21 protein-coding genes and 2 tRNA genes are annotated in these 24228 nt (G+C 50.8%); 9 read left to right on the forward strand and 14 right to left on the reverse strand.

From position 1 onward, the window contains the following. Window positions 1-74 precede the first annotated feature (74 nt). Genes dctP through N24_RS12585 form a run of 3 tightly spaced genes read left to right on the forward strand, consistent with a single transcriptional unit; the run spans window position 75 to window position 3071 of the window. Window positions 75-1157, forward strand: coding sequence for a TRAP transporter substrate-binding protein DctP (gene dctP, locus N24_RS12575; protein ID WP_096457710.1), 1083 nt, complete (start codon window positions 75-77; stop codon window positions 1155-1157). Next, a complete protein-coding gene (locus N24_RS12580) occupies window positions 1154-1753 on the forward strand; it encodes a TRAP transporter small permease (protein WP_096457713.1) in 600 nt (199 codons plus the stop codon). Before dctP ends, N24_RS12580 begins: the two co-directional genes overlap by 4 nt. A 4-nt stretch (window positions 1754-1757) precedes the next feature. Next, window positions 1758-3071, forward strand: a complete 1314-nt coding sequence (locus tag N24_RS12585) for a TRAP transporter large permease subunit (RefSeq protein ID WP_096457716.1) — start codon at window positions 1758-1760, stop codon at window positions 3069-3071. Between the two features lie 55 nt (window positions 3072-3126). Here the strand turns inward: N24_RS12585 and N24_RS12590 are convergent, their stop codons facing one another. From N24_RS12590 to N24_RS12610, 5 genes are all read right to left on the reverse strand, one after another. Then, window positions 3127-3753 carry an ATP-dependent Clp protease proteolytic subunit gene (locus tag N24_RS12590; protein WP_096457719.1) on the reverse strand — a complete coding sequence of 209 codons (627 nt, stop codon included), beginning with the start codon at window positions 3751-3753 and terminating at the stop codon, window positions 3127-3129. A 33-nt stretch (window positions 3754-3786) separates the two neighbouring features. Then, window positions 3787-4380 carry an ATP-dependent Clp protease proteolytic subunit gene (locus N24_RS12595; protein ID WP_003859220.1) on the reverse strand — a complete coding sequence of 198 codons (594 nt, stop codon included), beginning with the start codon at window positions 4378-4380 and terminating at the stop codon, window positions 3787-3789. Window positions 4381-4568: 188 nt separating this feature from the next. Beyond that, entirely contained in the window at window positions 4569-5924 is a 1356-nt protein-coding gene (gene tig / locus N24_RS12600; protein WP_096457722.1) for a trigger factor, read from the reverse strand. Window positions 5925-6049: 125 nt separating this feature from the next. Further along, a tRNA-Pro gene (locus N24_RS12605) sits at window positions 6050-6123 on the reverse strand. A 924-nt stretch (window positions 6124-7047) separates the two neighbouring features. After that, window positions 7048-7122: transfer RNA gene (locus N24_RS12610), tRNA-Gly, on the reverse strand. 442 nt (window positions 7123-7564) lie between these two features. On the opposite strand from N24_RS12610, the gene N24_RS12615 reads away from it, so the two are divergent. Together N24_RS12615 and N24_RS12620 are read left to right on the forward strand one after the other, a co-directional pair. Continuing rightward, a complete protein-coding gene (locus N24_RS12615) occupies window positions 7565-7816 on the forward strand; it encodes a helix-turn-helix transcriptional regulator (protein WP_096457725.1) in 252 nt (83 codons plus the stop codon). A gap of 193 nt (window positions 7817-8009) precedes the next feature. Further along, window positions 8010-8837 (forward strand): hypothetical protein, encoded by an 828-nt coding sequence (locus tag N24_RS12620; RefSeq protein ID WP_096457728.1) that lies wholly within the window; start codon window positions 8010-8012, stop codon window positions 8835-8837. Between the two features lie 78 nt (window positions 8838-8915). Here the strand turns inward: N24_RS12620 and N24_RS12625 are convergent, their stop codons facing one another. Together N24_RS12625 and N24_RS12630 are read right to left on the reverse strand one after the other, a co-directional pair. After that, on the reverse strand, window positions 8916-9389 hold the full coding sequence (locus tag N24_RS12625) for a ribose-5-phosphate isomerase (RefSeq protein ID WP_096460178.1): 474 nt from the start codon (window positions 9387-9389) through the stop codon (window positions 8916-8918). A 99-nt stretch (window positions 9390-9488) separates the two neighbouring features. Continuing rightward, complete coding sequence (locus tag N24_RS12630) at window positions 9489-10100, reverse strand: mycothiol-dependent nitroreductase Rv2466c family protein (protein ID WP_096457731.1); 612 nt, start codon at window positions 10098-10100, stop codon at window positions 9489-9491. A 114-nt stretch (window positions 10101-10214) separates the two neighbouring features. Between N24_RS12630 and pepN the strand changes: the two genes are divergently transcribed. Then, the gene (gene pepN / locus N24_RS12635; RefSeq protein ID WP_096457734.1) at window positions 10215-12818 is read left to right on the forward strand and encodes an aminopeptidase N; all 2604 of its coding nucleotides are present in this window, start codon (window positions 10215-10217) and stop codon (window positions 12816-12818) included. A gap of 365 nt (window positions 12819-13183) precedes the next feature. Continuing rightward, window positions 13184-14266 carry a type I restriction enzyme HsdR N-terminal domain-containing protein gene (locus N24_RS12640; RefSeq protein ID WP_096457737.1) on the forward strand — a complete coding sequence of 361 codons (1083 nt, stop codon included), beginning with the start codon at window positions 13184-13186 and terminating at the stop codon, window positions 14264-14266. A gap of 4 nt (window positions 14267-14270) precedes the next feature. Here N24_RS12640 and N24_RS12645 read toward each other — a convergent pair whose 3' ends face one another. Further along, complete coding sequence (locus N24_RS12645; protein ID WP_231911005.1) at window positions 14271-15254, reverse strand: hypothetical protein; 984 nt, start codon at window positions 15252-15254, stop codon at window positions 14271-14273. A 231-nt stretch (window positions 15255-15485) separates the two neighbouring features. Between N24_RS12645 and N24_RS12650 the strand changes: the two genes are divergently transcribed. Further along, the gene (locus tag N24_RS12650; protein WP_096457740.1) at window positions 15486-16154 is read left to right on the forward strand and encodes a hypothetical protein; all 669 of its coding nucleotides are present in this window, start codon (window positions 15486-15488) and stop codon (window positions 16152-16154) included. 470 nt (window positions 16155-16624) lie between these two features. Continuing rightward, window positions 16625-16801, forward strand: a complete 177-nt coding sequence (locus N24_RS16385) for a hypothetical protein (RefSeq protein WP_096457746.1) — start codon at window positions 16625-16627, stop codon at window positions 16799-16801. Here the strand turns inward: N24_RS16385 and crtI are convergent. The 6 genes from crtI to N24_RS12695 all read right to left on the reverse strand — a co-directional run bounded on the left by crtI (window position 16793) and on the right by N24_RS12695 (window position 24225). Next, window positions 16793-18313 carry a phytoene desaturase family protein gene (crtI, locus tag N24_RS12670; RefSeq protein WP_167382114.1) on the reverse strand — a complete coding sequence of 507 codons (1521 nt, stop codon included), beginning with the start codon at window positions 18311-18313 and terminating at the stop codon, window positions 16793-16795. The genes N24_RS16385 and crtI overlap by 9 nt on opposite strands. Then, window positions 18310-19134, reverse strand: a complete 825-nt coding sequence (locus N24_RS12675) for a phytoene/squalene synthase family protein (protein WP_096460185.1) — start codon at window positions 19132-19134, stop codon at window positions 18310-18312. Before N24_RS12675 ends, crtI begins: the two co-directional genes overlap by 4 nt. A gap of 113 nt (window positions 19135-19247) precedes the next feature. Further along, window positions 19248-20369, reverse strand: coding sequence for an MFS transporter (locus tag N24_RS12680; protein ID WP_096457751.1), 1122 nt, complete (start codon window positions 20367-20369; stop codon window positions 19248-19250). A 71-nt stretch (window positions 20370-20440) separates the two neighbouring features. Next, complete coding sequence (locus tag N24_RS12685) at window positions 20441-21676, reverse strand: alkylhydroperoxidase domain protein (protein WP_096457754.1); 1236 nt, start codon at window positions 21674-21676, stop codon at window positions 20441-20443. A 15-nt stretch (window positions 21677-21691) separates the two neighbouring features. Next, on the reverse strand, window positions 21692-23335 hold the full coding sequence (locus N24_RS12690; RefSeq protein ID WP_096457757.1) for a dipeptide ABC transporter ATP-binding protein: 1644 nt from the start codon (window positions 23333-23335) through the stop codon (window positions 21692-21694). Between the two features lie 5 nt (window positions 23336-23340). Then, entirely contained in the window at window positions 23341-24225 is an 885-nt protein-coding gene (locus N24_RS12695; protein ID WP_096457760.1) for an ABC transporter permease, read from the reverse strand. Window positions 24226-24228 lie beyond the last annotated feature (3 nt).

A 24228-nucleotide genomic window follows, 5' to 3' on the forward strand; every position in this document is an offset into this window, starting at 1 on the left:
CCACCCCCTAGGCGCATAACATGACATATCACACACCTTGATAATTGTTGAGGTGGTTATCACAGGAGAATGCCATGTTAAAGAAAACCATGAAAAGTCTCCCGACTTTACTTACTTTTTCACTGCTGCTCACGGGGTGTGCTGTCTCGACCAATGACAACTCTGATGACACAGTGACAATCTCTGTCGCTAGTGGATTTGCCCGCAACCATTCAAACAACGATGGGTTGTGGATGTTCGTCGACAAGCTTGAAGAAAACGCCCCGTGGATCAACATTGACTTTAAGGGCGGCCCTGAAGTCATGGCTTCCAATCTTTTGATTGAAGGTGTAGCCGCCGGAGTCTTTGACATTGGGGTACTGCCGGGCGATTACTACGTTGATCAGATTCCAGCTATGGAGCTAGCCCGGTTTACGCCATACACGCCAATGGAGGAGCGCGAAAACGGAGTACTTGAAACTTATGATGAGATTCACCGAGATCAGCTGGGTATTACCTATCTAGGTCGTGCAGTTGCTGGGATGCCACAGGTGATTCTTTCCCGCCGTGAAATTACTGATCTTGATCTCCACGGAGACTCATATCGTACTTCCTCTGCGACGTCTAACATGGTGATCACGCTCGGCGGAGTTCCCGTGGATTTGCCTGGTAATGAGGTATATACCGCATTGGAACGCAATGTGGTTTCGGGAGCAACCTGGGCATCTGTTGGCCCGTCAAGCTTAGGTCTTGAGGGTGTTGTTTCATATGATGTTGCACCGCGATTCTACGAATCGGTGGCCAATATCGTGATGAATGAGCGTTCGTGGGATCAGCTAGACCAGCGAACCCAGGACGCCCTCGTAGACACCATCGCTGAGGTCGAACCGGATATTTTCGCCCACTATCTATCCAAAACTATCGAGGAAACCGAGCAGTGGCATGCCGCGGGAGTTCAAGAAGCACGACTTTCTGAAGATGATTCCCGTACGCTGCTGGAACTTGCATACGTAGACGCGTGGGAAGACTTAGATTGGGATCGCATTTTATCTACGTCGCCAGCTGCTGCGCGCTTAAGGGATGCCTATGACACCAACGATAGCGAGCTGACTTTCGATCGTGTCCCTGGCGGTTCTTTCATCTCTGATACCACCGATCTCGTGGAGGAACTCAAATGACAAACAATCAAGATGACATCTCTGCTGAATCAGGTTTGGAGAATCTCCCGGATTCAGCGAACGAGACCACTACCCTTTCAACGAGATTGTGGTGGCCGGAAAAATCCCTTGAATTGGTGGCTGGAATTCTGCTCATCATTCTCACTTTGTTTGTCACAGTGACGGTATTGATGAGATATTCCGGACATGGAGTTTTGGGAGCAGTAGAAATATCTGCATTATCCATGGTCATTATCACAGCTCTGGTTGTTCCAGCAGCGACGGCATCTGATGACAACTTCAAGGTTGAAATCGTCGACATGCTCAACCGACCAAAGTGGGTTTATGCAGCAGCAGTCTTGGGTGCGGTTGTCCAATTAATTGTTAGCCTCTTTCTTACTTTCAGTTCCTTAGAGCTTCTTATCTATGACTGGAATACCAAAACCACGATGGCCGGAGAACTTTCACTCCCCCGCTATTGGCTGTCACTCATCGTCTTCATCGCGTTTGCCGTCTTGCTACACGCAGCAACCGTGTTTCTTATTCGCCTTGTGAAAACGAGGAAGACGGAATCCACCGCAGACCTCGCTGATCTAGCCAACACCGAAAAGGATTAAAACCATGGAATGGTATATTTTCCTGCCAATTTACATTCTGGCGCTCATCGCCGTGCTGCTGCTCAGGATTCCTGTGGCATTCGGCATTTTTGGTGTAGGCATTGTGTCCACACTGCTGATATTTGGGGACATCGAGACAACTTCACGCCTGATTAGTCTGAGTGTCTTAAGCTCTGTCAATAGTTTTACTTTTACCGCAATTCCACTGTTTATCCTCATGGGTGAAGTACTCTTCCGTTCGCGCATCGCTCAAGATGCCATTGTGGAAATTTCCAAAATGCTTCATCGAGTACCTGGGCGACTTCCCATGGTTGCCGTGGCCGGTGGTAGTGCGTTCGGGTTGCTTTCCGGATCCTCTCTAGCCAATACTGCTTTGCTTAGCCGTACGTTGCTTCCCCAGATGAAGAAAGCTGGATACAGTACTCAGCTTTCTGCTGGTTCAATTCTTGCAGCTGGTGGTCTTGCTATGGTTTTCCCACCCAGCGCTCTTGCCATTCTTTGGGGTGGCGTGGCCAACGTATCTATCGGCCCATTGTTGATTGCTGGCATTGTTCCGGGCGTCATGATGGCTATCGGCTACGTCATTCTCATTTTGTGGCACAGCAAGAGAAAGGGTGATCCAGGTGCTGCGACTTCTGAAGAAAAACGCCCAGTAACTGACACTCTTCGTGGTATTGCAAAGAACCTCCTTCTTCCTGGAATTCTAGCTTTAGCAGTGCTCATCATTATTTTCGCTGGTATTGCAACACCGACGGAAGCAGCTGCTTTTGGAGCTGTCGCAGCAATTATTCTTGCTTTTGCAGCTGGACGTTTTAGTTTTCGTGATCTCCTCAACGCAGGCATGAGTAGCGTGCGTATCACCGGAACCATCTTCATCCTTGTCATGGCATCGACTCTTTATGCCCAGGTCATGGCTTATATGGGTGCTACCACTGGCCTTGTTGCATGGGTTTCTTCCAGCATTGCTAATGGAGCAATCATGTTGTTCTTGATTGTGTTTCTCTTAGTACTGTTGAGTTGCTTCATTGACCAGGCATCCATCATGTTGATCACGGCCCCGCTGTTGATGCCCATTGCGTTGCAATTTGGTTGGGATCCGGTGTGGTTCTCAATCATCGTATTGGTTACGTTGCAGATCGGTAATATTTCGCCACCGTTTGGAATGAGTTTGTTTGTCATGAAGTCCACCGCACCGTGGATTCCAATGTTGACTCTTTATCGGGCCGCTATACCTTGGATCATCTCGGATTTCACAGTAATTTTGATCCTCTGTGTTTTCCCATCCATTGTTCTTTTCTTGCCACAATTAATGGCTTGATTCCGAGCATAAAAAAATTGCCCCTGCACTCATGCGGGGGCAATTTTTTGTGTGTTTAGCGCTTGAGCTTGCGGTAGTCGAAGACCTGGTCAACGATGCCGTACTCTACTGCTTCTTCAGCGGTGAGGATCTTATCGCGGTCGGTGTCGATGCGGATCTGCTCTGCGGTCTTGCCAGTGTGCTCTGCCAGAGTGGTTTCCATCAGGCGGCGCATGCGCTCGATCTCTGCGGCCTGGATCTCCAGGTCAGAAACTTGGCCCTGGGTGCCTTGGGTTGCTGGCTGGTGGATCAGCACGCGGGAGTTCGGAAGAACTGCACGCTTACCTGGTGCACCTGCTGCAAGAAGAACAGCAGCAGCAGAGGCAGCCTGGCCGAGGCAGACGGTTTGGACGTCGGGGCGGACGTACTGCATGGTGTCATAAATTGCCATCAATGCGGTGAAGGATCCACCTGGTGAGTTGATGTACAAGGTGATATCGCGGTCAGGGTCCATGCCTTCGAGGACAAGGAGCTGCGCCATGATGTCGTTTGCAGAGGTGTCATCAACCTGGGTACCCAGGAAGATAATGCGCTCTTCAAACAGTTTTGCGTATGGGTTGGTTTCTTTAGTGCCGTATGCGGACTGCTCGATAAAAGAAGGCAGCACGTAACGGGAAGTTGGCATTTGGAATCCGTTGCTCATTATTTTTTTCTCTCCTTTAAAGTTTCCGTGTGCCTAGTTGCTGATTGGGCCTTCAGCCAAGGTAATCACGTGGTCTACTAGTCCGTAATCCTTAGCTTCCTGTGCGGTGAACCAGCGGTCACGGTCGGAATCCTTGGAGATCTGCTCGAAAGTCTGGCCGGTGTGCTCAGCGATAAGCTGTGCCATTTCACGCTTGGTTGCTGCGAACTGCTCAGCCTGAATTGCGATATCTGCTGCGGTACCACCAACACCTGCGGAAGGCTGGTGCATCATAATGCGTGCGTGTGGCAATGCGAATCGCTTGCCCTTGGTGCCACCGGAAAGCAGGAACTGGCCCATGGATGCTGCAAGTCCCATGCCGTAGGTTGCAATATCGCATGGGGAGTACTTCATGGTGTCATAAATTGCCATGCCTGCGGTGACGGAGCCACCTGGGGAGTTGATGTATAGGGAGATGTCCCTGGTTGGGTCCTCGGCGGACAGTAGCAGAATCTGAGCGCACAGCTTGTTTGCGATCTCATCGTCTACCTGGCTTCCCAGGAAAATGATGCGCTCACTCAGGAGGCGATCAAAAACGTCATTTCCAAATCCAGGCCCGCCCTGGGCTGCCATACGAATATCGCTCATGAAAACAGTCAACTCCTACATTCTTAATTGTTGCGTATGTTCATTAGGTTCAATGTCACTAGACTACCCGCGTATTTCCGCGAAACCGCCTCTGTTCGCTATCAGCGTTTTAACCGCCTTAAAACGCAAAAAAATAACGCTTTTCGACGCGCCCCTGGGCGTCGAAAAGCGTTACTTCTTTTTTATTTCTAGGACTCAGACTCGGTCTCAGCCTCAGCTACTTCTTCTTCACCGAAGTACTGCTTAGGGTCAATCTCGTTGCCCTCGGAATCCTTAACGTTTACGCGGCAGATTGCCTGTGCAAGAGCCTTGCCGCGGCGAACGTCTGCGAACAGGTTAGCGATCTGGCCGGACTGCTGCAGCTGACCGATGAACTGGTTAGGGTCCATTCCGTAAGACTGTGCGGTGAACAGGATGTGGTCGGTGAGCTCCTGCTGGGAAACCTCAGGCTCCTCAACCTCTGCGAGAGTATCGAGGAACAGCTGGGTGCGAACAGCCTTCTCAGCATCTTCGACGTTCTTTTGATCGAACTCTTCACGAGTGGTGCCCTGAGCCTCAAGGAGGGAGTTCAGTGCAGCGTCGTCGTGTGCAAGCTCACCTAGGAGCTGGTGCAGCTGGGAGTGAGCCTGCTCATCAACGATGGACTGTGGCAGTGCGAAATCAGCTTCGCCCAGTGCAGCTGCAAGAACCTCGTCACGGATTGCGGCAGCCTGCTCGTTCTTCTGCTTAGCTTCAACATCAGAAACGGTGGACTCACGGAGCTCTTCGATGGTGTCGAACTCAGAAGCCAGCTGTGCGAACTCGTCATCTAGCTCAGGAAGCTCACGCTGCTTGGTAGCGGTGATCTCAACGCTGATCTGTGCTTCCTTGCCCTTGTACTCACCGTTTGCCAGCTCGGAGGTGAACTCTACGGTTTCATCCTTCTTAGCGCCGGTCAGTGCCTTGTCCAGGCCATCGATCAGATCGTCAGATCCGATTTCGTAGGACAGACCTTCGGTGGTTGCCTCTTCAATCTTCTCACCGTCAATGCTTGCGGTGATGTTGATGGTGACGAACTCACCCTTCTTCAGCTTGTGGTTGTGATCCTTCAAGGTGGAGAAACGAGTGCGCAGGGTCTCAAGCTCTGCGTCGACTGCTTCATCGTCAGCCTTGATAGCTGGAACCTCAACAGAGATCTCTTCGAACTTAGGAAGATCGAACTCTGGGCGAACGTCAACCTCAGCAACGAACTCAACGAGCTCGCCATCTTCAATCTTGGTGACCTCAACGTTAGGCTGACCAATTGCCTTGATGCCCTCAGACTCAATAGCCTGTGCGTAGCGGTTAGGAAGCATGTCGTTGACAACCTGCTCCAAAACTGGGCCGCGACCAAAGCGGGCGTCAATAAGCTGACGTGGAGCCTTGCCCTTACGGAAACCAGGAATCTGGACTTGCTGCGCTAGAGCGGCGTAGGCCTGGTCGATCTCTGGCTTCAGTTCAGAAAATGGAACCTCAACGGTGATCTTTGAACGGGTGTCGCTCAGCTTCTCGACGGAACTCTTCACGAGTAAATCTCCTGGATGATCGGGAATCGGGAAAGGGAAAGTACTTATAGATACTACAAAAACAAGCCCGGTTTCCGACGATTATGCGATTTCTCGCGTCGTCCGAAACCGAGCTCGTCCTCAAGTCGGGGCGACAGGATTTGAACCTGCGACCCCCTGCTCCCAAAGCAGGTGCGCTACCAAACTGCGCCACGCCCCGTTATTCAATTTGACCCAATGAATACTAACACACTGTGTTGCCAGAACAAATTCAGTTAGAAACTAACTAGTTTCTGTTCTGAACTCCTGTGCGCTGTGCCCCTTGGTTCGATTAAGAACTTTACACACAACCATCTCAAAAGACGAAATCGTTCCCATAGCTGCAGGTAGATGCACATTTTTAAAGAACCGATGGGCTAACTTTAAGTGTTCAATTGCTTTCCAACGCCCCTAAATAAAGCTCCACAAAGCAAACAGCTCCACTTCTGACTCATAAGCGAATTTTTCGGCGCAGCCATAAACCAGACACACCGACTGGAGGCAGCAGCTACCTTTCCTGAAAGCTCACTACTCAATTTCGGCTAGCTATCCATCTCGCTGAGATTGTTGCAACAAGTATCAATACTGACTTTCACAGTCCATTACCGCTTTGTCTTCAACCTTCAGGATTCATTAGGGACACCAGCGGTTTACAACGATCCGGGTGAGGCAACCTCTCAAAACCGTCATATTCGACCAAATCCATAGGGATACCAACGGCCCTTGGTCTCAAGTGCAAGTTTGCTGACCCGGATACCGACACATCCGACCAAAACGTGGTCTGGCATAAGTGCTCTTGGTCTCTAGATGAAGTCAGCTGCAAAAACTGATCTTGAGTCTAGAAAAAGCGACCCTACAGATTCGTGTGTAAGGCCCTCATGATCACCACTTGATACAAACACTCATGCGGAATGTTCAACCGCTTAAACAGCCCATAAACGCCGTGGCTGAAAAATTCTGCAACGGCTGCCCGTCTCTAGGTTTTTGAAACTCCCCCACCCAATAACTGCGGACAATCACACCAATCAAGGAAGTTTTGACCCCCTCGGAAAAGAAAGAAAAAACTCACTCAATCTTTTACAAGCGATTGAGTGAGTTTGTTAATTGGAGGGAATGACGGGAATCGAACCCGCGTCATCAGCTTGGAAGGCTGAGGTAATAGCCATTATACGACATTCCCAGAGGTGAACTTTTCAAGAACTCTTGTTTGGTTCGAGGAAAAGCATAGCGCACATTGTTGATTATTGAAAAATCGGCAGGCCAGAACGGAATTCTCAAAGGGTTTTCGAACACCACCCCTGGGTCCGACTCACCCTAAGTTTCAAAAGTCCCTGAAGCAATCCAAGTTATTAATACAAAGGTTAAACCGCCAGCAAACCTATAAAAATCGGCCAATCGTCCACTTAACTGCAAGTTCCCCCGATGCCACCTGAGAATGCTGAGAAATGCTTAAGAGAATTTCATTACAGCCACCCACAATGGCCTTCATAAATACATTATATTGACATTATATAGGGAGGTCACCAACCAGTTCTCCACATTGTGGTGGAAATTTAGTTAGCCCATGAAAACCTTAGAATAGTTTCGACAAGTTGCACTTCTTTGAAGTACTCTAGCTAACCATGAAGCCAAAAATTATCGATGCGGATTCAGGCCGAGAGCTTTGGACCGCAATTGAATGCGCAGCGTTTTCCGGTACTGCTCGCGGCACTTTCACCAGCTATGCAGGCCGTGGTCGCGCACCTAAGCCGATTGCAAAACTCCATGGACTTACTCTGTGGGATTCTCAAACCATCATTGAATGGGTAGATGATCGCGCAGCAGGTAACAAGGGGCTAATCAGCACTGAGAAAGACGCTGAAGCTTCCCAGTAAGCAATTGTTGTTTGCACGAACTTAAAAGCCACGAAAGCACATGCTTTCGTGGCTTTAGTCATATCTCAAAGTTGTCCTTGCTATTAGGGAACTTTCATCAACAGTGATCCGTTATTTCAGTAGTCAAGGAGAACATGGTGGTTAAGGGTTTACCCCTAACCCATCCGATTATTTTAGTGAGTTGAAGAATTCCGTGGAAGCACTACTTCTTATTGCAATTGTCATTGGTGGTGGCGTTTTTGTTGCCTCAAAGATGGGATCCAATAACAGCAAGAAGCAGGAGGAGGCCAAGTTTGCAGACGCTCAGGCTGATGCGCGTCGTTGGATTGAGCGGCTGGGCTCTCAGGTTTTAACAATCGCAGGTAATGATGCAGCCTCAACCCAGGCAATTGCTGATGCTTCCGAGCGTTATACTGCTGCGTCGTCGCAGATTTCTTCAGCCACTACCCCACGTCAAGCAGAGTTGGCTCGTGAGTCAGCGCTTGAAGGCTTGCACTATATGAACGCTGCTCGTGAAATCATGGGCATGACTGCAGGTCCAGAGCTTCCTCCGCTTGAAGGCCAACGCAATGCTGGTCGAGTTACGGAAAAGCGCACCATTGAGCAAGAAGGTCGCCAGATTACTGCTTCGCCGGTTGCTACAGATGAGACTCCGAACTACTACCCTGGCGGTAATGTTGCTGGTCGCCCAGTTCCTGCTGGTTGGTACTCCGAGCCTTGGTGGGCAAGCGCCCTTCGTTCCGGTTTGTGGACTGCGGGTTCAGTGATGATGTTCTCTGCACTGTTTAGCGGAATGTCAGGCGTTGGTTACTCCGCTGCTGCTTTTGAAAATGGCTACGGCGAAGGCTATGAAGATGGTCTTGCAGCCGCAGGTGAAGGTGGCGACATGGGAGACGCTGGCGGAGATATGGGCGATGCCGGAGCCGACATGGGTGACGCTGGTGGCGATGGCGGAGGATTCTTTGATGGTTTCTTCGGTGGCGACGGCGGAGATGGCGGCGGATTCGATTTCGACTTCTAACCCGAACAGCTAAATAAATACAAGTGGGCGGTGAGTCATTCTGTATAAGAAAGACTCACCGCCCACTTGCTGCTTTAACTATTCGTTTGGAACTACTGGCGCAATTCCCGTGCGCTCGTAATCTGCAAGAATGTCAATGCGACGCTGGTGGCGTTCCGCGTTGCTCCATTCTTGCTCGAGGAAAGCATCAACAATTTCGAGTGCTTCTTCAGTGGAATGCATACGTCCACCGATACCAATGAGGTTTGCATTGTTGTGTTCACGGGCAAGACGTGCGGTTTCAACGGACCAAGCAAGTGCACAGCGGGCACCCTTGACCTTGTTTGCCGCAATTTGCTCACCGTTTCCGGAGCCACCCAATACGATGCCAAGTGATCCGGGGTCGTTTACTGTACGGCTTGCTGCTTCAATGCAGAAAGCTGGGTAGTCATCTTCAGCATCATAGGTGTGGGCTCCGCAGTCGATCACCTCATGGCCATGGGCCTTAAGGTGTTCTGCGATTGCATTTTTAGTTTCGAAACCAGCGTGGTCTGCTCCAAGGTATACGCGCATGATGGTTAGTTTACTGTAGGTATTTTCCATCAGGCGTATACCCGAGCTTTTCCCCAATTCAGGGGGAAGCGCTCACGGAAGCAATTCCTGTATTACCGCCTAGTTAAACTCAGGACTTTCTGTGCGAGACCGCTTGATTTCAAAGAAGTGGGGGTAGCTTGCCAACTTGAAGGAGGCGTCGAAAAGCTCTCCTGCTTCCTCGCCGCGTGGGATGCGGGTGAGTACTGGGCCGAAGAATGCGGTGTCGCCGAGCTTGACCACTGGGGTGCCAACCTCATCGCCTACTTCATCCATTGCAGTCTGGTGGAAGGCACGAAGTGCGTCATCCCACTTAGTGGAGTCTGCTACTTCAAGAAGTGGAGCATCAAGTCCAACTTCTTCTAATGCCTCAGCGATGATCTCGTTGTATGAACCATCCGTGGCGCCACGGCCATCATTGTGGATACGGGTACCCATCGCGGTGTAAAGATCGCCCAACTTATCAGCGTGATCGGTCGCAACAGCTGCGAATACACGCGCTGGTCCCCACGCAGACTTCATGCGCTCCAGGTAGTCCGCTGGAAGATCGCGTCCATCATTGAGTACGGAAAGGCTCATTGGAACCCACTGGACTTCAATATCACGAACCTTTTCGACTTCCTTGATCCAGCGAGAAGTAATCCAACAGAAAGGGCAGGTGGTATCAAACCAGAAAGTTACTTTGTCAGCCATGTGTTTTCCTCTTTTCTTTAAAGTTTCTAGCAATCCACACTAGGCGCGAACTATCGTGGTGTCATCGCGCACCTTCCAAGGGTAGCGCCCCCTCAATTTTCAAGGAGCTTTAAATTGACATCCATTAATCTCACCCGGCAAGAAGCTCAGGATCGTTCGAGGTTATTAAGTGTAGAAAACTATGACATTGCACTTGATCTCAACAACGGCGATGAGTTTTTTAGTTCCTCCACGGTTGTCAGCTTCACTGTGAGGGAGGCTGGAGATACTTTTATTGATCTTCGGGCGTCCAGTGTTGAGGAAGTCCGGCTGGATAATGTGTCTATCAAAAATGAGGCTCTTACACTGGGCAAGACTGGCTATGACGAGACCTATGGTATTGCTCTAAAGGGGTTGACTCCTGGCGAGCACAAGCTGCGGGTCACGGCCACTATTCCTTATTCTCGCACTGGTGAAGGCCTGCACCGCATGGTGGATCCTGCGGATAATGAGGTGTATTTGTACACCCAGTTTGAAACGGCCGACGCTAAACGCATGTTTGCTTGCTTCGACCAGCCGGATCTCAAGGCCACCTATGATTTGAATATCAAGACTCCTAAGGGTTGGAAGATTATTTCCAACTCAGAGCAGCAGGTTTCTACTCAGCATGCTGATTACGATACGCACGTGTCTCGTGTTGATTATCCACTGTCTACTTATTTGATTGCTGTGTGTGCGGGCCGCTACCACGAGGTACGTGATGTCTGGAACGGCACGTTGACTCATCATCCAGAGACTCCAGCAGGCCAGCCAACTGAGCTTTCTGTGCCACTTGGTTTGTACTGCCGTCGCTCCTTGGCTAAAAATCTTGATGCGGAGCGCCTGTTCACTGAGACCAAGCAGGGCTTTGATTGGTATCACCGCAACTTTGGTGTGGCCTACCCGTTTGGCAAGTACGATCAGATTTTCGTCCCTGAATTTAACGCCGGCGCGATGGAAAACGCTGGTGCTGTGACTATTCGTGATGAATACGTCTTTGCCTCCAAGGCCACCCATTACCGCTATGAGCGTCGTGCAGAAACTATCCTCCACGAACTCGCACACATGTGGTTCGGCGATTTGGTCACGATGCAGTGGTGGGATGACCTCTGGCTGAATGAATCCTTTGCCACCTGGTCAGCTGTGATTTCCCAGGCTGAGGAAACTGAATACGACAGCGCGTGGGTGACTTTTGCCAATGTGGAGAAATCCTGGGCTTACCAGCAGGATCAGCTGCCATCTACTCACCCGGTCTTTTCTGATGGCTACGATATTGAAACCGTCGATCAGAACTTTGACGGCATCACGTATGCAAAGGGCGCGTCGGTGCTCAAGCAGCTGCAGGCCTATGTTGGGCGCGAGGAGTTTTTGGCTGGCGTGCGCAGGCACTTTGCCAATCATGCGTGGGGAAATGCCACCTTCGACGATCTGCTCGGCGCGCTTGAGCAGTCCTCCGGGCGCGATTTATCAGATTGGGCAAACCAGTGGCTGAAAACCACCGGCATCAACACCCTCGGCGCGGAATTCACCACTGACAACGGCAAGTACACGTCGTTCGCAGTCACCCAGACCGGCGCCGAGCCGGGCGCAGGTGAGCTGCGAACCCACCGCATCGCGGTGGGGCTTTATAAGCTTATCGACGGATCCCTCGACCGCTACGCACGAGTAGAACTTGACTGCAGTGGCGCGTCGACAAGCGTAGAAGAGATCATCGGACTTGAGCAGGCTGACTTCGTGCTGGTTAACGACGATGACCTGACGTACGCGCTGCTCGATTTGGATGAAGCGTCGCGCAACTTTGTCATTGACAATATCGATAAATTCAGCGATCCGATGCCTCGCACCCTGGTGTGGTCCGCCGCGTGGGAAATGACCCGCGCTGGCCAAATGAAGGCCCGCGATTTCATTGCGCTGGTCGCCCGCGGTGCTGCTGCCGAAACTGAAATCGCCGTGCTCGAGCGCATTCTCATGCAGGCAACTTCTGCGCTGAAGAACTACGCCGACCCAGCTTGGGCCAAGGAAACCGGAAATAATTTGCTTGCCGACGCCTTCCTCCACGGTGCCCGCACCGCCGACGCCGATTCGGACACCCAGCTGGCATTCATCCAAGCGCTGGCCAAGACCACGCTAAACGATGCCGCAGCTGAATACTTCCGCGATATTCTTGCCGGCAACATTAACGGTCTGACCGTGGATCCCGATCTGCGTTGGTGGGCGCTGACCGCTCTGATTGCTAGAGGCGATGTCGAGGATGCTGAAGAAGCAATTGCCACCGAGCTTTCTCGCGATAATTCCAGTGCCTCTTATCTAGCATCGCTTCGTGCAGGTGCTGCAATCAACACCGAAGCAGTAAAAGAATCTGCATACAAGGAAGTCACCGCGCTGGATAGTGGCTTGTCCAACCTGGAACTACGCCACAAGATTGAAGGCTTAACCTTCACTGGGTCTTCTGACATTTTGCAGGCATACAACGAGCCGTACTTTAAGATCCTCGACGATGTCTGGGCGAACTTCTCCGGCGAAATGGCACAGCAGATCATCCTCGGGCTGTTCCCTGCATGGGACGTTTCGAAAGAAGGCCTCCAACGTGCCGATCGCTTCCTTGAAGATGACCACGTTGCAGGCATCAAACGAATTGTCTCTGAATCCCGCGACCGCACCGCCCGCGCGCTACGCAACCGGGAGGCGGACGCTTCGTAGCTATTAGTTTCTTCCCTAGCAATCCTGGCATGTTAACTGCACACGTAACATGCCAGGATTTTTCACACCACTATTTCCACCATCGCCTATTTGTTCTATTAAAAATTGGAATTCTCCGAACTTTTTAAGAACAGTGAATTACTCTGCTTTAAGAAGCTCAAGTAGAGAATATTTCTAAAATAAACTTAGGAATTATTTAATTGAGGCTTAATTAAATAGACTAAAAGTGATTGAAATCTAAGGTTATATTTACATTAAAATAGTCTAACACTAATGTTCGAAACGCTAACGTTAAACGTCCACCGATACTGATACATTCCTTTGGAGATCTAAATTGATCGCACTACAACCCAAAGGAGTTTTTCATGTCTATCGAGCAAGCAATCACCTCGCTCGCTGCGCGAGTTCGGGAACTGAAACCCATCATCGAAACTGAAGAAGCTACGAAAACTGCGCTGATCATCCCTTTTATCAGTAATGTTCTGGGATACGATGTCACTGATCCACGTGAAGTCATTCCGGAATATACGGCTGACATTGGAGTCAAAAAGGGTGAGAAGGTCGACTTCGCTATTAAAACCGGTGACGATTTCCATTTCCTCATTGAATGTAAAAAGGTCGGCTCACCACTAAGCCTCGACCACGCAAATCAACTCGTCCGCTATTTCAATGTCACAGACACCGAATTCGCCATTCTAACTAACGGCGAGGTCTACCAATTCTATGGACAGCTTGATGCAGCCAACCGCATGGATGAGAAACCATTCATGACCTTGGATCTAAATAACATCGATGCTAGGCAGTTCCCACACCTAGAAATGTGTACTCGTAAGCATTTCAACCCACAAGCTTTGGCGGCAAATGCGGAGGAACTCAAGTACATCGCTGAACTGAAGAAGGTCATCGCAAACCAATTCCAAGAACCTGATGCGGAAATCGTCAAGATGCTTGCTGCCACCGTCACTACAAAACGTATGACCGCTCAGAATCTGGAATTCTTCACCCGTCTGGTTAATACTGCATCGTCTCAGTTTCTCAAAGACGAAGTCAATCGCAGACTTCGCTCTGCCCAAGTTTTTGATGATCCTGTGCAAGCACAAGAAGCCCAGTCAGAGTCAACAACAGATGAAGAAACTATCGATGAAGTCATCTCCGATATTGTGACGACTGAAGAGGAAATCCACGGTCATTCAATTGTCCGAGCGATTTGTTGCTCCGAAGTTCCCGCTCAAGAAATCACGATGCGTGATGCAAAATCCTATTGCGCAATTCTCTTCCAAGACAACAACCGTAAACCCATCGCTCGCTTCTACTTTGATCGAAAGATTCCTCGCATCGGCATTTTCAACCCTGACGGCGAACAAGAACAGTTTGATCTAGAATCCATCGAGGATATTTACAATCATGCAGATCTTCTACGCTCCCGCGTCGCAGCGTTGAACGCTTAATGACTCATACCTTGTCCTGCAGACGGTATGCCACAGTCAGGCATACCTCTGCAGTCCACTTGCTGGTATTAGCAAGAAACGCCCACAGCTGCTGATCGTTCAAACCAGCAGGTAAATCAATGCGAGCTTCAGCGAAAATACCGGACCGCGCGCCGTTTTCGATCTCTTCAGTAAACACCGTCACCAGCATGTGTTCTCTCGAGTACAGGTTGCATAGAGCAAGAAGCTGCTCTAGTTGCTTCTTGTTTTTAATTTTCACGCCTGTCCCAGAAGACACAGCTAAGGTCTGTCGATCGCTACCGTTGTTTCCATCGGTCAACCACGCGCTGACACGTTGGCCCATGTGTTGGTATTCAACAAACCCCTCCCCCAATTTGAGTTCATCCGCACCCAGTGATTCATACTGCTGGTGAATGCGTTCAAGGGTAACCAGCGGGGTTGGTTCGTCGATCAGCCCGAAAGGATTACCCTCAACTAGTTGTTCTTTGGAAAATTCAAAGTCAACAGCAGGAGGTGTCACGTTAAATTCAGTGCGTTCTGGGGCAAATTTCGGCCAGGTCTGTTCACACCAAGAAACAAAAGTCTCGGCAACTTCAGTCATGCAATAGTGCACAAACTCCGCTGACTGCTCCCAGGTAGCGCCCACACCTGAGAAAAAGAATTCACGACCCCGCACAGTCAAGTTCTTTGGATCAACTTCATCTAAAACAACCTGCAGGTCCCGCGTTGGCCTATTGAAGTCATTGACTGCCCTTAAGTACTCTGCCTGTTTCTTCGCTGGGACATAGGCGTGCCACATAAAGTCAGCAACAATACATAGAGTGACCTCATCCAAGTTGAAGTTCACCGTTAACCCCGGACGGCGAATAATCAACTCCATGCCTTTATCGGTTACAGCCATGTCGTGGTTATATCCCAAGGTCATCAATGCCATCTGCACTGGTTTCATCCGCATAGATTGCAGCGCACTATCAAGGTTTTCAGCCATTGCGACAGCTACTTTCTTAATGTTTTGGTTGCAGAGCGCACCTGAAAACAGGTACTTAAAATAGCTCAATTTTTATAGTTACCAGAGATTAACATCAGAAATTGGCGTGCGTTTGATGAAGAAAAACAATTCTTATTCCCTTACCTTTTCGGGGGTAAAACTTTCCAGCGAAGTGTCAGTAGTTGCGTTAGAGTGCTCAACAACAATCCCTTCCTAGAAAGTGAATACTTCGTGTCTACGCTTCCAGCTGTTTTTCAAAGCGAACTTTTCCCTGAGGTATCTGGCGTAAAAGAGTTCCGTGGCTTAACTTATGTGTTCTTTGATCAATTCACTTTGCCCACCGCGACGCAGTTGGAACAAGCAACAGACGCAGGTTGGTCACTGATCACTTGGGGATGGTGGAACACGGACACAGATTTAGAAGATGTTGATTTGGAAGATATCACCTTCGAAGACGACAGCTGGCCAAAACTTTCCGAATCTTCTAAAACAGAATCACTAAGCTCTTTTGATTTGAACTTCGATGGTCTTTCTGATGGCGAGCGCGAACCACAGCCCATCGAAAGTGTTGATTCTCTTGATGAAATCTTTGCTGAAGAAGGAGACTGGGGGCTCGTGGCAATCAGCTGCCCCAATTGGCAAGTCCCTGCCGCATGCGAATGGCTTGGTTGCATGAATGTTGGTGAACCATTTGAAATGGCACATGTTCTTAAAGCCTGGCAGGATGGATGGGGTGTGCAGGCTCTAGCTTTTGGTGGTGAAGAAGATGATGCGGATCTTCTACTTCGAGTACCTGAAGAAAATGAAGAACTACTGGAGGCTTTCGCAATTGCTTCTGATCAGGTAATTACTTACAACCATGAAGAGTTAGGTTCGTTGGCAAGCCTTTGGTTTGACTAGCATGTGTTGGTTACTTCTCTGCATATTTTCAATTGGACTTCTGGTTCTAATAATCTGGGGAGTAATTGATGGTTTCTTGCGCGAGTTTTTTCTATGGGCTTCACCTTTCGCGCCCTTCAGTACCGCATTTGTGGCAGCTCTTGCTGGAATCATCGCATGGCGAAACTACAAGCACCGCCGAATCTCAGATAATCGAGCCGAGTGGTGGCGTCGTACGCAATACGCGATCGATCTCATCACATCCGATGATGATCGAATCGGCCGCAGTACAGGTTTGGCATTACTTTCACATCTAATAGAAGACTCAGAACCCACTACTCGAGACCTCGAATTAATTCGAGAGGTGACTCGCAAGCTAATGGAGGAAATTCTCACAAAAGAAGATAGACAGTCCAATGAAAAAGAAGAAGCAACCAGTTCACATATCTCACATATACTGAAAAGACGAAAGAAGAACAGGAGGCAGTGGTATGTCGCGGAAAAACCCAAATCCTAAATCAGTAATGCTGCGTTCTCGTGACAACAAAACCGTCGAAATACGTGATGCTCGTGACCGGGCCTTCATCAAGCAGGCTGACGACCTCATCGTAAAGATCGACAAGCTGCTTGATATCAAAAATGCAAGACTAAAACATAAGTTACGTTAAAGTCCGATCCACGCTGTTGTCCCCGCGCAGGCGTTTCAGCACGTTTTCTGCAGAGATCAAACACATGGGCACTCCCACCCCTGGGACTGTGGTGGCACCTGCGTAATACAGACCGTCCACTTTTCGGGATTTGTTGGAGCCTCTAAAAAATGCTGACTGCGCCAATGTGTGTGATGGGCCAATGGAACCGCCACGCCAGGAGTTGTATCTGTCGGCGAAATCGGCGGGGCCGATGGTGCGTTGGACAACGATGCGGCTTTCCAGATCGTCGATTCCAGCCCATCGCCCGAGTTGAGCCACCGCTGCTTGTGCGATTCGGCCCACTAGTTCGGATTCTTTTCCGTAGGCAGAGCCGTGACCAATGGATACATCGGCAGGTACTGGAACGAGGATGAAGAGGTTTTCGTGGCCAGCTGGTGCTACGTCAGCATCCGTGGCGGAGGTTTTGGAAATGTAGATGGATTCAGAGGCAGGGAATTCTGATGTGGAGCCGTCGAAAACTTTGCGGAAATCTTCGTCCCAGTCGGAGGAAAACAGCAAGGTGTGGTGCAGTAATTCTGGAAGTTCTCCCTTCACGCCTGCCAACACCAGGACAGTGCTTAAGCCTGGTTGTTTATTCTTCCAGCTCGTCTCAGGCTTTTCGCGCAACGAAGCAGGTAGGAGTTGGGTTTCAGTGTGATGTTGATCGGCGCAGCTGACCACAATATCTGCGTCGATGAATTCAGAACCAACCTGAACGCCTGTGACGTTTCGGCCTTGGGTGGTGATCGCGGTGACGGGGGTGCCGAGGTGGAGGACGGCGTCGTCGATAAGCGAAATCAGTGCGTTGATGAAGACGGTGAAGCCGCCGCGGGGATAGTTGACGCCCTGGACGAGGTCGGTGTGGCTCATGAGGTGATAGAGCGCGGGGGTGTGCGAAGGGTCAGAGGACAAAAATACTGCCGGGTAGCTTAGGATTTGGCGCAGTTTTGTATCGCGGAATTGGGTGTTGACCTTCACTTTTAGCGAGGTCGATAGGTTTGCCAGAAGTTTTGGCAATAGGCGCAGCACACCGGGGCTTAAGTACGGGATGAAGTTAGTGAAGTTGGTGTAGAGGAATCCGTCGATGGCCAGGTTGTATACCTGAGTGGCGGAATCGATGTAGGCGCGCAGTTTGGCGCCGGCACCGGGTTCGCGGGATTCAAAAAGTTCTGCCATCGCATCGATATCGGAGGTGACATCGAGGTGTTCGCCGTGGTCGTCGATGACGCGGTAGGCGGGTTCAAGTGGCACGAGGTCGAGGTGGTCGTCGATGGAGGTGCCGCAGAGCTTAAAGAAGTGGGACATGGCGTCGGGCATGAGGTACCAGCTGGGGCCGGTGTCCCAGCGGAAGCCGTCGAGTTCGAAGGTCCCGGCGCGGCCGCCGAGGTGCTCGTTTTGTTCGACGAGGTGGACTTCATATCCTTCGCGTAAGAGCAGTGCGGTGGTGGCTAGTCCTGCTACTCCCCCACCGATGACCACTGCTTTTGTCATTTTCGAAACACTTCTTTCCACATTGCTTTGGTTGCCAGGCTGGCTTTTTTCGTTTTTGCCACACTGATCCGCCCGTTTTTTAAGTCTTCGAGGGACGCGGATTCCAGATTGTCCACGAGGCAGCCATAGAGGTCGGTCGCGGCGCGCACACCGGCTCGCGCGCCAAATGGCAGCAGCGGGATGCTTAATCTGGCGGCATCTAAATCAGCGCGGATATCTAAGACAATTTCATCGCGCATGCTTTCAGTAAACACCGGCAGATACGACCTACCCAGGTCTTCTTTATCCTCGGCTAAATCCCGAAGGAAATTTACTTTCTGAAATGCCGCGCCCAAACGCCTAGCCCCGTGTTCCATAGCTTCACGGTCCTTGGCGCTAGCTTTAGAATCTTGCAGGAAAATTTTCAAGCACATCAGTCCAATGACCTCAGCGGAGCCGTAAATGTATTCATCCAATTGGGTTGGATCATAAGTGGTTTGGGAAAGATCGCGGCGCATCGAATTAAAAAACGCCACGATATGGGCTTTTTCAAAACCGCATTTACGTGCAGTGTTGCCAAACGCGTGGATTACGGGATCGGTATGAAAAGGCGTATCCAGGCTGAGCAGAACTTGGTGTTCGTAATTATCTAAAATTTCTGCCACCGCTTCTGGAGTACATCCGGCGGCTGCAGCGGCGCCATCAACAATCTCATCTGCCACCCGCACCATGCCGTACAGCGCTTCAATATCGTGGCGAGTTTTCGGCGACAACAGCCTTGATGCCAGCGTAAAACTCGTGGAATAGTGTGCGATCACCGTGGCCGTCGCCTTTGAGCTCATCGCATCAAAACGGCCCAAAAAATCTCGCTGATCAGCCACACTCGTCTCCTTCACAGGAGAACTTTACCGCGCCAAATCAAGAAAACCGAAAGAGCTGCTTTTCGACGCCTCCCTCAACCCCGCGCCAAGCGCTGCGGGTTGCGCCACTGGGCCACCGCAACGAAAACCAACGCGACCGCGGTAACCCAAAAAGCATTTGAGCCGATGGCCAAATAGATCGGCAAAAAGGTCACCGGTGCTGCAGCTGACCCAAAGAATCTAAACGCCTGCACGGTAGACAGCAACGATGATCCACCAGGACTGCCGATTACTGCCAAGTTCACCGTAGCTTGAATTCCTTGTGCCGCTGCCACAGAAAATGCCCACAGCACTGCCACCAGAACAACCCATGGAGCAATGGGCAACAAGGTCATGGCTGCGGCACCGATGATCGCGCTGACCACGAGGACTGCACGGACACCAAATTTATCGGCCATATCGCCGATTTTTCGGGACGCGAAAAATGCAGCCAAACCACCACACATGACCACCAAGCCACGGGCAGCGGCATCCAGATTGAATTGTTCACCCACGTGCAACGAGGTCATGAAACCCACACCAATGATGCCGATGCCCACCGCAAAACCTGACATCATATGAATTATGGTTGGCCCCCATTGCACCTTGCCTCCAACGTTTTGCTTTGATGCTGAAGGAGGAGGCACAACTGGTAGCCGGGCAATCAGAATGAACAACGATGCTGTGGCCGTGACCAAAAATGTCAACCGCCAGGAAATAACAGAAGAAAGCCCCGCGATCAATGGAGCTGACAGCATTCCCAATGACTGCATCGCAGCATATGTTCCCAAGGCTTTGCCCAAAGCATTCGCTGGGACCAACTCGCGCAACATAATTTGCAGCACTGGAGTGGTAAAAGCATTAGCCACACCGATCGTGGCATAGGCCGCTAGGAACAATCCCCACGACGGGGTGATCAACAACAACAAAGCTAAAGGTAACGTGACAATATAGGCAGCGCGAACAACCTTGTGCGGATGTATCTTTCTAGTCAGTCGCCCAGAAAACAGCATCATGGTGGCAAATGGTAAAAGGTATGCCGTCATGGTCGACGCCGCTTGGCTCACACTGATATCAAAAGTGTCTGAAAACTCCGGCAACACCACTGATAGTGCTTGACCGGTAAAAGGCCCGACAAAGCCTCCGACCAAAATGGCCGCCATTTGCAGTTTCTTCATAGTGTCCTAATCTATGCCTAAACCCCCTGCCAAAACCCTTTCGGGTTAAAAACAGGGGGTATCTATGCGCTTTAGAGGAAACGCTTTGGCACTTCGGGTTCACCGAGCGACAGCATGAGGCGGTTCGCCCAGTTGAAGAATGCCACCGAGTTGATCAGATCCACGATCTGTAGGTCGGTGTATCCCACTCCACGCAGCTTGGTGATGCATCCTTGGTTGAACGCGGAAGGAGTAGAACTTAGAGCGCGGGATGCATCGCGGATGACATTCCACTGATCAGAGCCTAGTTCTGCATCAATGCTTCCCAACAGCGCATTAACATCATCAGCACGACCGGATTCTTCCTGTGCACGGCCAGCATGCACAGATGCGCAGTAAACGCAGCCGTTGTAGCGCGAGGTTACAGTCGCTCCGAGTTCGCGCTCTGCTCGGCCCAGCCCTTCACCGTCGGTGTTGAAGAAAATATCCAAGTCAGTCAGGGTGCGCGCCTTCAGTGCTGCTGGATCACGTGCCAGCAGACGGAAGTATGGCATATCAGCACGCTGAGGTTGGATTAATGAATCCAGCTGTTCCTCAGTCAGATCAGCCTTTTCAACTGGTGGCACCCATGGCTTCCAACCTAGGGAGTGGTTAACAAAGGCTTCTGGGCGATTGAGCTCTTCATAAGTTAGGATCTCAAATCCATTGTTGGACAGTTCCCACGAAGCCTCAGGGATGCTCAGGCGAGGAGCCTTAACCTGAATGTCTTCGCCTTTCAACGTGCGCAGACCATAAGCAACGCGCAGTTGGAATGCAAGGAAGGAAATAAGCTGAGCCAACGATACTGTGTCATCGGCGCTCCACCCTGCTGCAGAAAGTCGACCCAACACCTCTGGTCGGGAATCACGTGGGTGGAAAACCAACAGGTGTGCGTAATCAAAGGCAGCTGCGAGACGCTCGCCTAATTTGCTGGCATCGTTGCGAACAGATCCACCTGGTTCGGATTCGGACTCTAGGCCAGGCTCGCGGTAGGTTCCGTATGGTCCTGAAGACAAGCCGTGATCGATGGCATCGGAAACAGCGTTGGCCAGGGTGGTTGGGGCATCGTCGAGAAGCAAATCTTGGTAGAGATCTACAGCTGGCGCGAATTGGTGAAGACCCGCAACATAGGTTGCTACAGCATAGCGCTCGCCGAAGCTGAATGTGCCTGGGTTTACTGGTTCAAGCAGAGCTTCGAAGCTCTTTTGTGCATTGTCGCGAGCTTGGGGACGGTTGTCACGCAGCTGTGGGAGGTCCTCCCCAACGAGCATGTCGATTAGATCTGACATCTTTAAAAAATGCTCCTAAAGTCCAAGATTAAGTTCGCCACCACGATAGCGCGAACCTGGGATTGCGTCGATAAGACGACGGGTGAATTCTGTTTGCGGATTGTTAAAGACTTCTGAGGTTTTTCCAAGTTCAACCTGTTGACCTCGGCTCATCACCGAGACTGTGTCAGAGATTTCACGAACCACAGCCAGGTCGTGGGAAATAAACACATAGGTCAAGCCTAGCTCTCTTTGCAGATCATCGAGCAGACGCAGAATTTGTGCTTGCACTGTCACATCTAAAGCTGACACCGCTTCATCAAAAACCACCAGCTCTGGTTCCAAGATCATGGCTCTAGCAATGGCAACGCGCTGGCGCTGACCGCCGGAAAGCTCACGTGGACGTCGAGATGCCAATGCTGGATCGAGTGCCACCAGTTTTAGATACTGCTCAACTTTTTTAGCAGCTTCCTGCTTGGAGACCTTGGTGAAATTGCGCAAAGGCTCAGCAATGGTCGCACCGATAGTCTGCCGGGGATCAAGTGAAGAATATGGGTTTTGGTAAACCAACTGCACTTGCTGGCGAAGCTGTCGTTTTTCAGCAGCAGAAAGTTTGGTGATATCCGTACCCGCCACCGAAATAGCACCTGAGGTTGGTGTGTTAAACATCGCAATTGCGCGACCCAAAGTGGTTTTGCCAGATCCGGATTCACCCACAATCGCATGAGTGGTTCCGGGCAACACCTCAAAGGAAATATCATCCGCTGCAACGAAAGGTTCTTCCTTGCCGCGCTGATATTCCTTGCGGAATTTATCCACCACCAACAGCGGGCCCTTGGCCGCTGCAACCTCCGGATCTACCGCCGGAACTCGCGCGGGGATCTCGCCGATGGTGAGGGAGGGCGCGTCGGCAAGCAGCTTTTTAGAATATTCATGCCGCGGATCCGTCAAGACCGAAGCCGCGTAACCACTTTCACGCACCTCGCCTTTTTGCATGACGACGATTCGATCCGCCCGGTCACCGGCCACCGCCAAATCATGCGTGATGAACAAAATACCCAAGCCCAATTCCCGCTGCATTTCTTCCAGCAGGTCGAGAATAACTTTCTGCACGGTCACATCCAGCGCAGACGTTGGTTCATCCGCAATAATCAGCTCCGGCTCAAGCGCAATGGCTGCAGCGATCAGCGCACGCTGCTTCATACCACCTGACAGCTCATGCGGATACTGATCATAACGAACCTCAGGGTTATCAATACCCACGCGCTCTAGAAGCTTGATTACCTGCTGTTTGCGCTGCTCAGCAGTGCCTCGCTTGTGGATAGCCAGGCCCTCCCCCACTGAAGCACCAATGGTTTTCACCGGGTTCAGGGAATTATTTGGGTCCTGAGGAATCAGGCCAATCTTGGTGCCACGCACGTTTTTCCACTCACGCGGACTTAAACCAATAAGAGACTGACCTTTAAAAGAAATCCGGCCAGAATCCACCTCAGCGTTATCTGCCAACAAACCAATCACAGCTTGCGCGGTGGTTGATTTACCCGAACCAGACTCACCCACGATCGCAGTAATCTGCCCAGGGTGAACTTCCAAACTGACATTATTAACAGCGTGAACGAGACCTTTAGCGGTTTGATAAGAAACCACCAGATCGTCAATTTCCAACAATGGAGTAGTCATTTTTTCTAGCCCTCCTTCTGAATGATGCGGCTTAAATAGTTGGCAGACATCACCACAGCGATGATGACAAAGCCTGGAAGGACAGTCAGCCACCAGGAGGTAGCCATGTAATCGCGCGCATCAGAAATCAGCAGACCCCACTCTGGAGTTGGAGCTGGCGCACCATAGCCCAAAAAGCCCAACACAGACAGCTGCAAAATAGCCGAACCAAACTGCAGTGCAGCAAGCGCAAGAACTGGGGTGAGTGAGTTGGGCAGAATGTGGCGGAACAACACCTGCGCCTGGGTACCACCAGAACCATAGGCTGCCTCCACGAAATCAGACCCAGCAACAGTCATCACTTGGGAACGAGCCAAGCGGGCAAAAGTAGCAACTGAAGTAATACCAACAGCGATCGCAGCGTTCATCGTGCCAAAGCCCAACAAAATAATGACAGTCAAGCTCAGCAGCAATGCAGGAATAGACAACAGTACGTCGACGAAACGCATTAATACTGTGTCCAACCATCCACGTTGTGCACCTGCGAGCAACCCGATCAAGGTTCCCACAATCAGGCCAACCAGCACGGCAATCAATGCGCCCAACAGAGTTTCCCGGGCGCCGTATACAACACGGCTATACAGGTCACGTCCCACAGAATCCGTGCCAAACCAATGGGTTCCGCTTGGGCTCAGCAGGGCCACATCATCGCCGCTAAATGGATCCTGGGAGGTAAATAGACTTGGGATAAGCGCCATCAGCACAGCGATGACCAAAACCACAATGGAAATCACCGCAGCAGGTTTAGTCCACGGGTTTCCTAAACCTTTACGCTTGCGCGCCGGGTCAGCTGATCCAGTTCGCGGATTAGCTGCCACTGGTTTCTTAGGTGAAATAGGAGGGTTACTCATGGT

This window comes from Corynebacterium suranareeae, from assembly GCF_002355155.1.
GTDB lineage: Bacteria > Actinomycetota > Actinomycetes > Mycobacteriales > Mycobacteriaceae > Corynebacterium > Corynebacterium suranareeae.

Excerpts from the sequence above, each read along its gene's own strand:
- dctP (WP_096457710.1), top strand. The coding sequence starts at position 75 with ATGTTAAAGAAAACCATGAAAAGTCTCCCGACTTTACTTACTTTTTCA.
- N24_RS12580 (WP_096457713.1), top strand. The coding sequence starts at position 1,154 with ATGACAAACAATCAAGATGACATCTCTGCTGAATCAGGTTTGGAGAAT.
- N24_RS12585 (WP_096457716.1), top strand. The coding sequence starts at position 1,758 with ATGGAATGGTATATTTTCCTGCCAATTTACATTCTGGCGCTCATCGCC.
- N24_RS12590 (WP_096457719.1), bottom strand. The coding sequence starts at position 3,753 with ATGAGCAACGGATTCCAAATGCCAACTTCCCGTTACGTGCTGCCTTCT.
- N24_RS12595 (WP_003859220.1), bottom strand. The coding sequence starts at position 4,380 with ATGAGCGATATTCGTATGGCAGCCCAGGGCGGGCCTGGATTTGGAAAT.
- N24_RS12615 (WP_096457725.1), top strand. The coding sequence starts at position 7,565 with ATGAAGCCAAAAATTATCGATGCGGATTCAGGCCGAGAGCTTTGGACC.
- N24_RS12625 (WP_096460178.1), bottom strand. The coding sequence starts at position 9,389 with ATGCGCGTATACCTTGGAGCAGACCACGCTGGTTTCGAAACTAAAAAT.
- N24_RS12630 (WP_096457731.1), bottom strand. The coding sequence starts at position 10,100 with ATGGCTGACAAAGTAACTTTCTGGTTTGATACCACCTGCCCTTTCTGT.
- N24_RS12640 (WP_096457737.1), top strand. The coding sequence starts at position 13,184 with ATGTCTATCGAGCAAGCAATCACCTCGCTCGCTGCGCGAGTTCGGGAA.
- N24_RS12645 (WP_231911005.1), bottom strand. The coding sequence starts at position 15,254 with ATGGCTGAAAACCTTGATAGTGCGCTGCAATCTATGCGGATGAAACCA.
- N24_RS16385 (WP_096457746.1), top strand. The coding sequence starts at position 16,625 with ATGTCGCGGAAAAACCCAAATCCTAAATCAGTAATGCTGCGTTCTCGT.
- crtI (WP_167382114.1), bottom strand. The coding sequence starts at position 18,313 with ATGACAAAAGCAGTGGTCATCGGTGGGGGAGTAGCAGGACTAGCCACC.
- N24_RS12675 (WP_096460185.1), bottom strand. The coding sequence starts at position 19,134 with ATGAGCTCAAAGGCGACGGCCACGGTGATCGCACACTATTCCACGAGT.
- N24_RS12680 (WP_096457751.1), bottom strand. The coding sequence starts at position 20,369 with ATGAAGAAACTGCAAATGGCGGCCATTTTGGTCGGAGGCTTTGTCGGG.
- N24_RS12685 (WP_096457754.1), bottom strand. The coding sequence starts at position 21,676 with ATGTCAGATCTAATCGACATGCTCGTTGGGGAGGACCTCCCACAGCTG.
- N24_RS12690 (WP_096457757.1), bottom strand. The coding sequence starts at position 23,335 with ATGACTACTCCATTGTTGGAAATTGACGATCTGGTGGTTTCTTATCAA.
- N24_RS12695 (WP_096457760.1), bottom strand. The coding sequence starts at position 24,225 with ATGAGTAACCCTCCTATTTCACCTAAGAAACCAGTGGCAGCTAATCCG.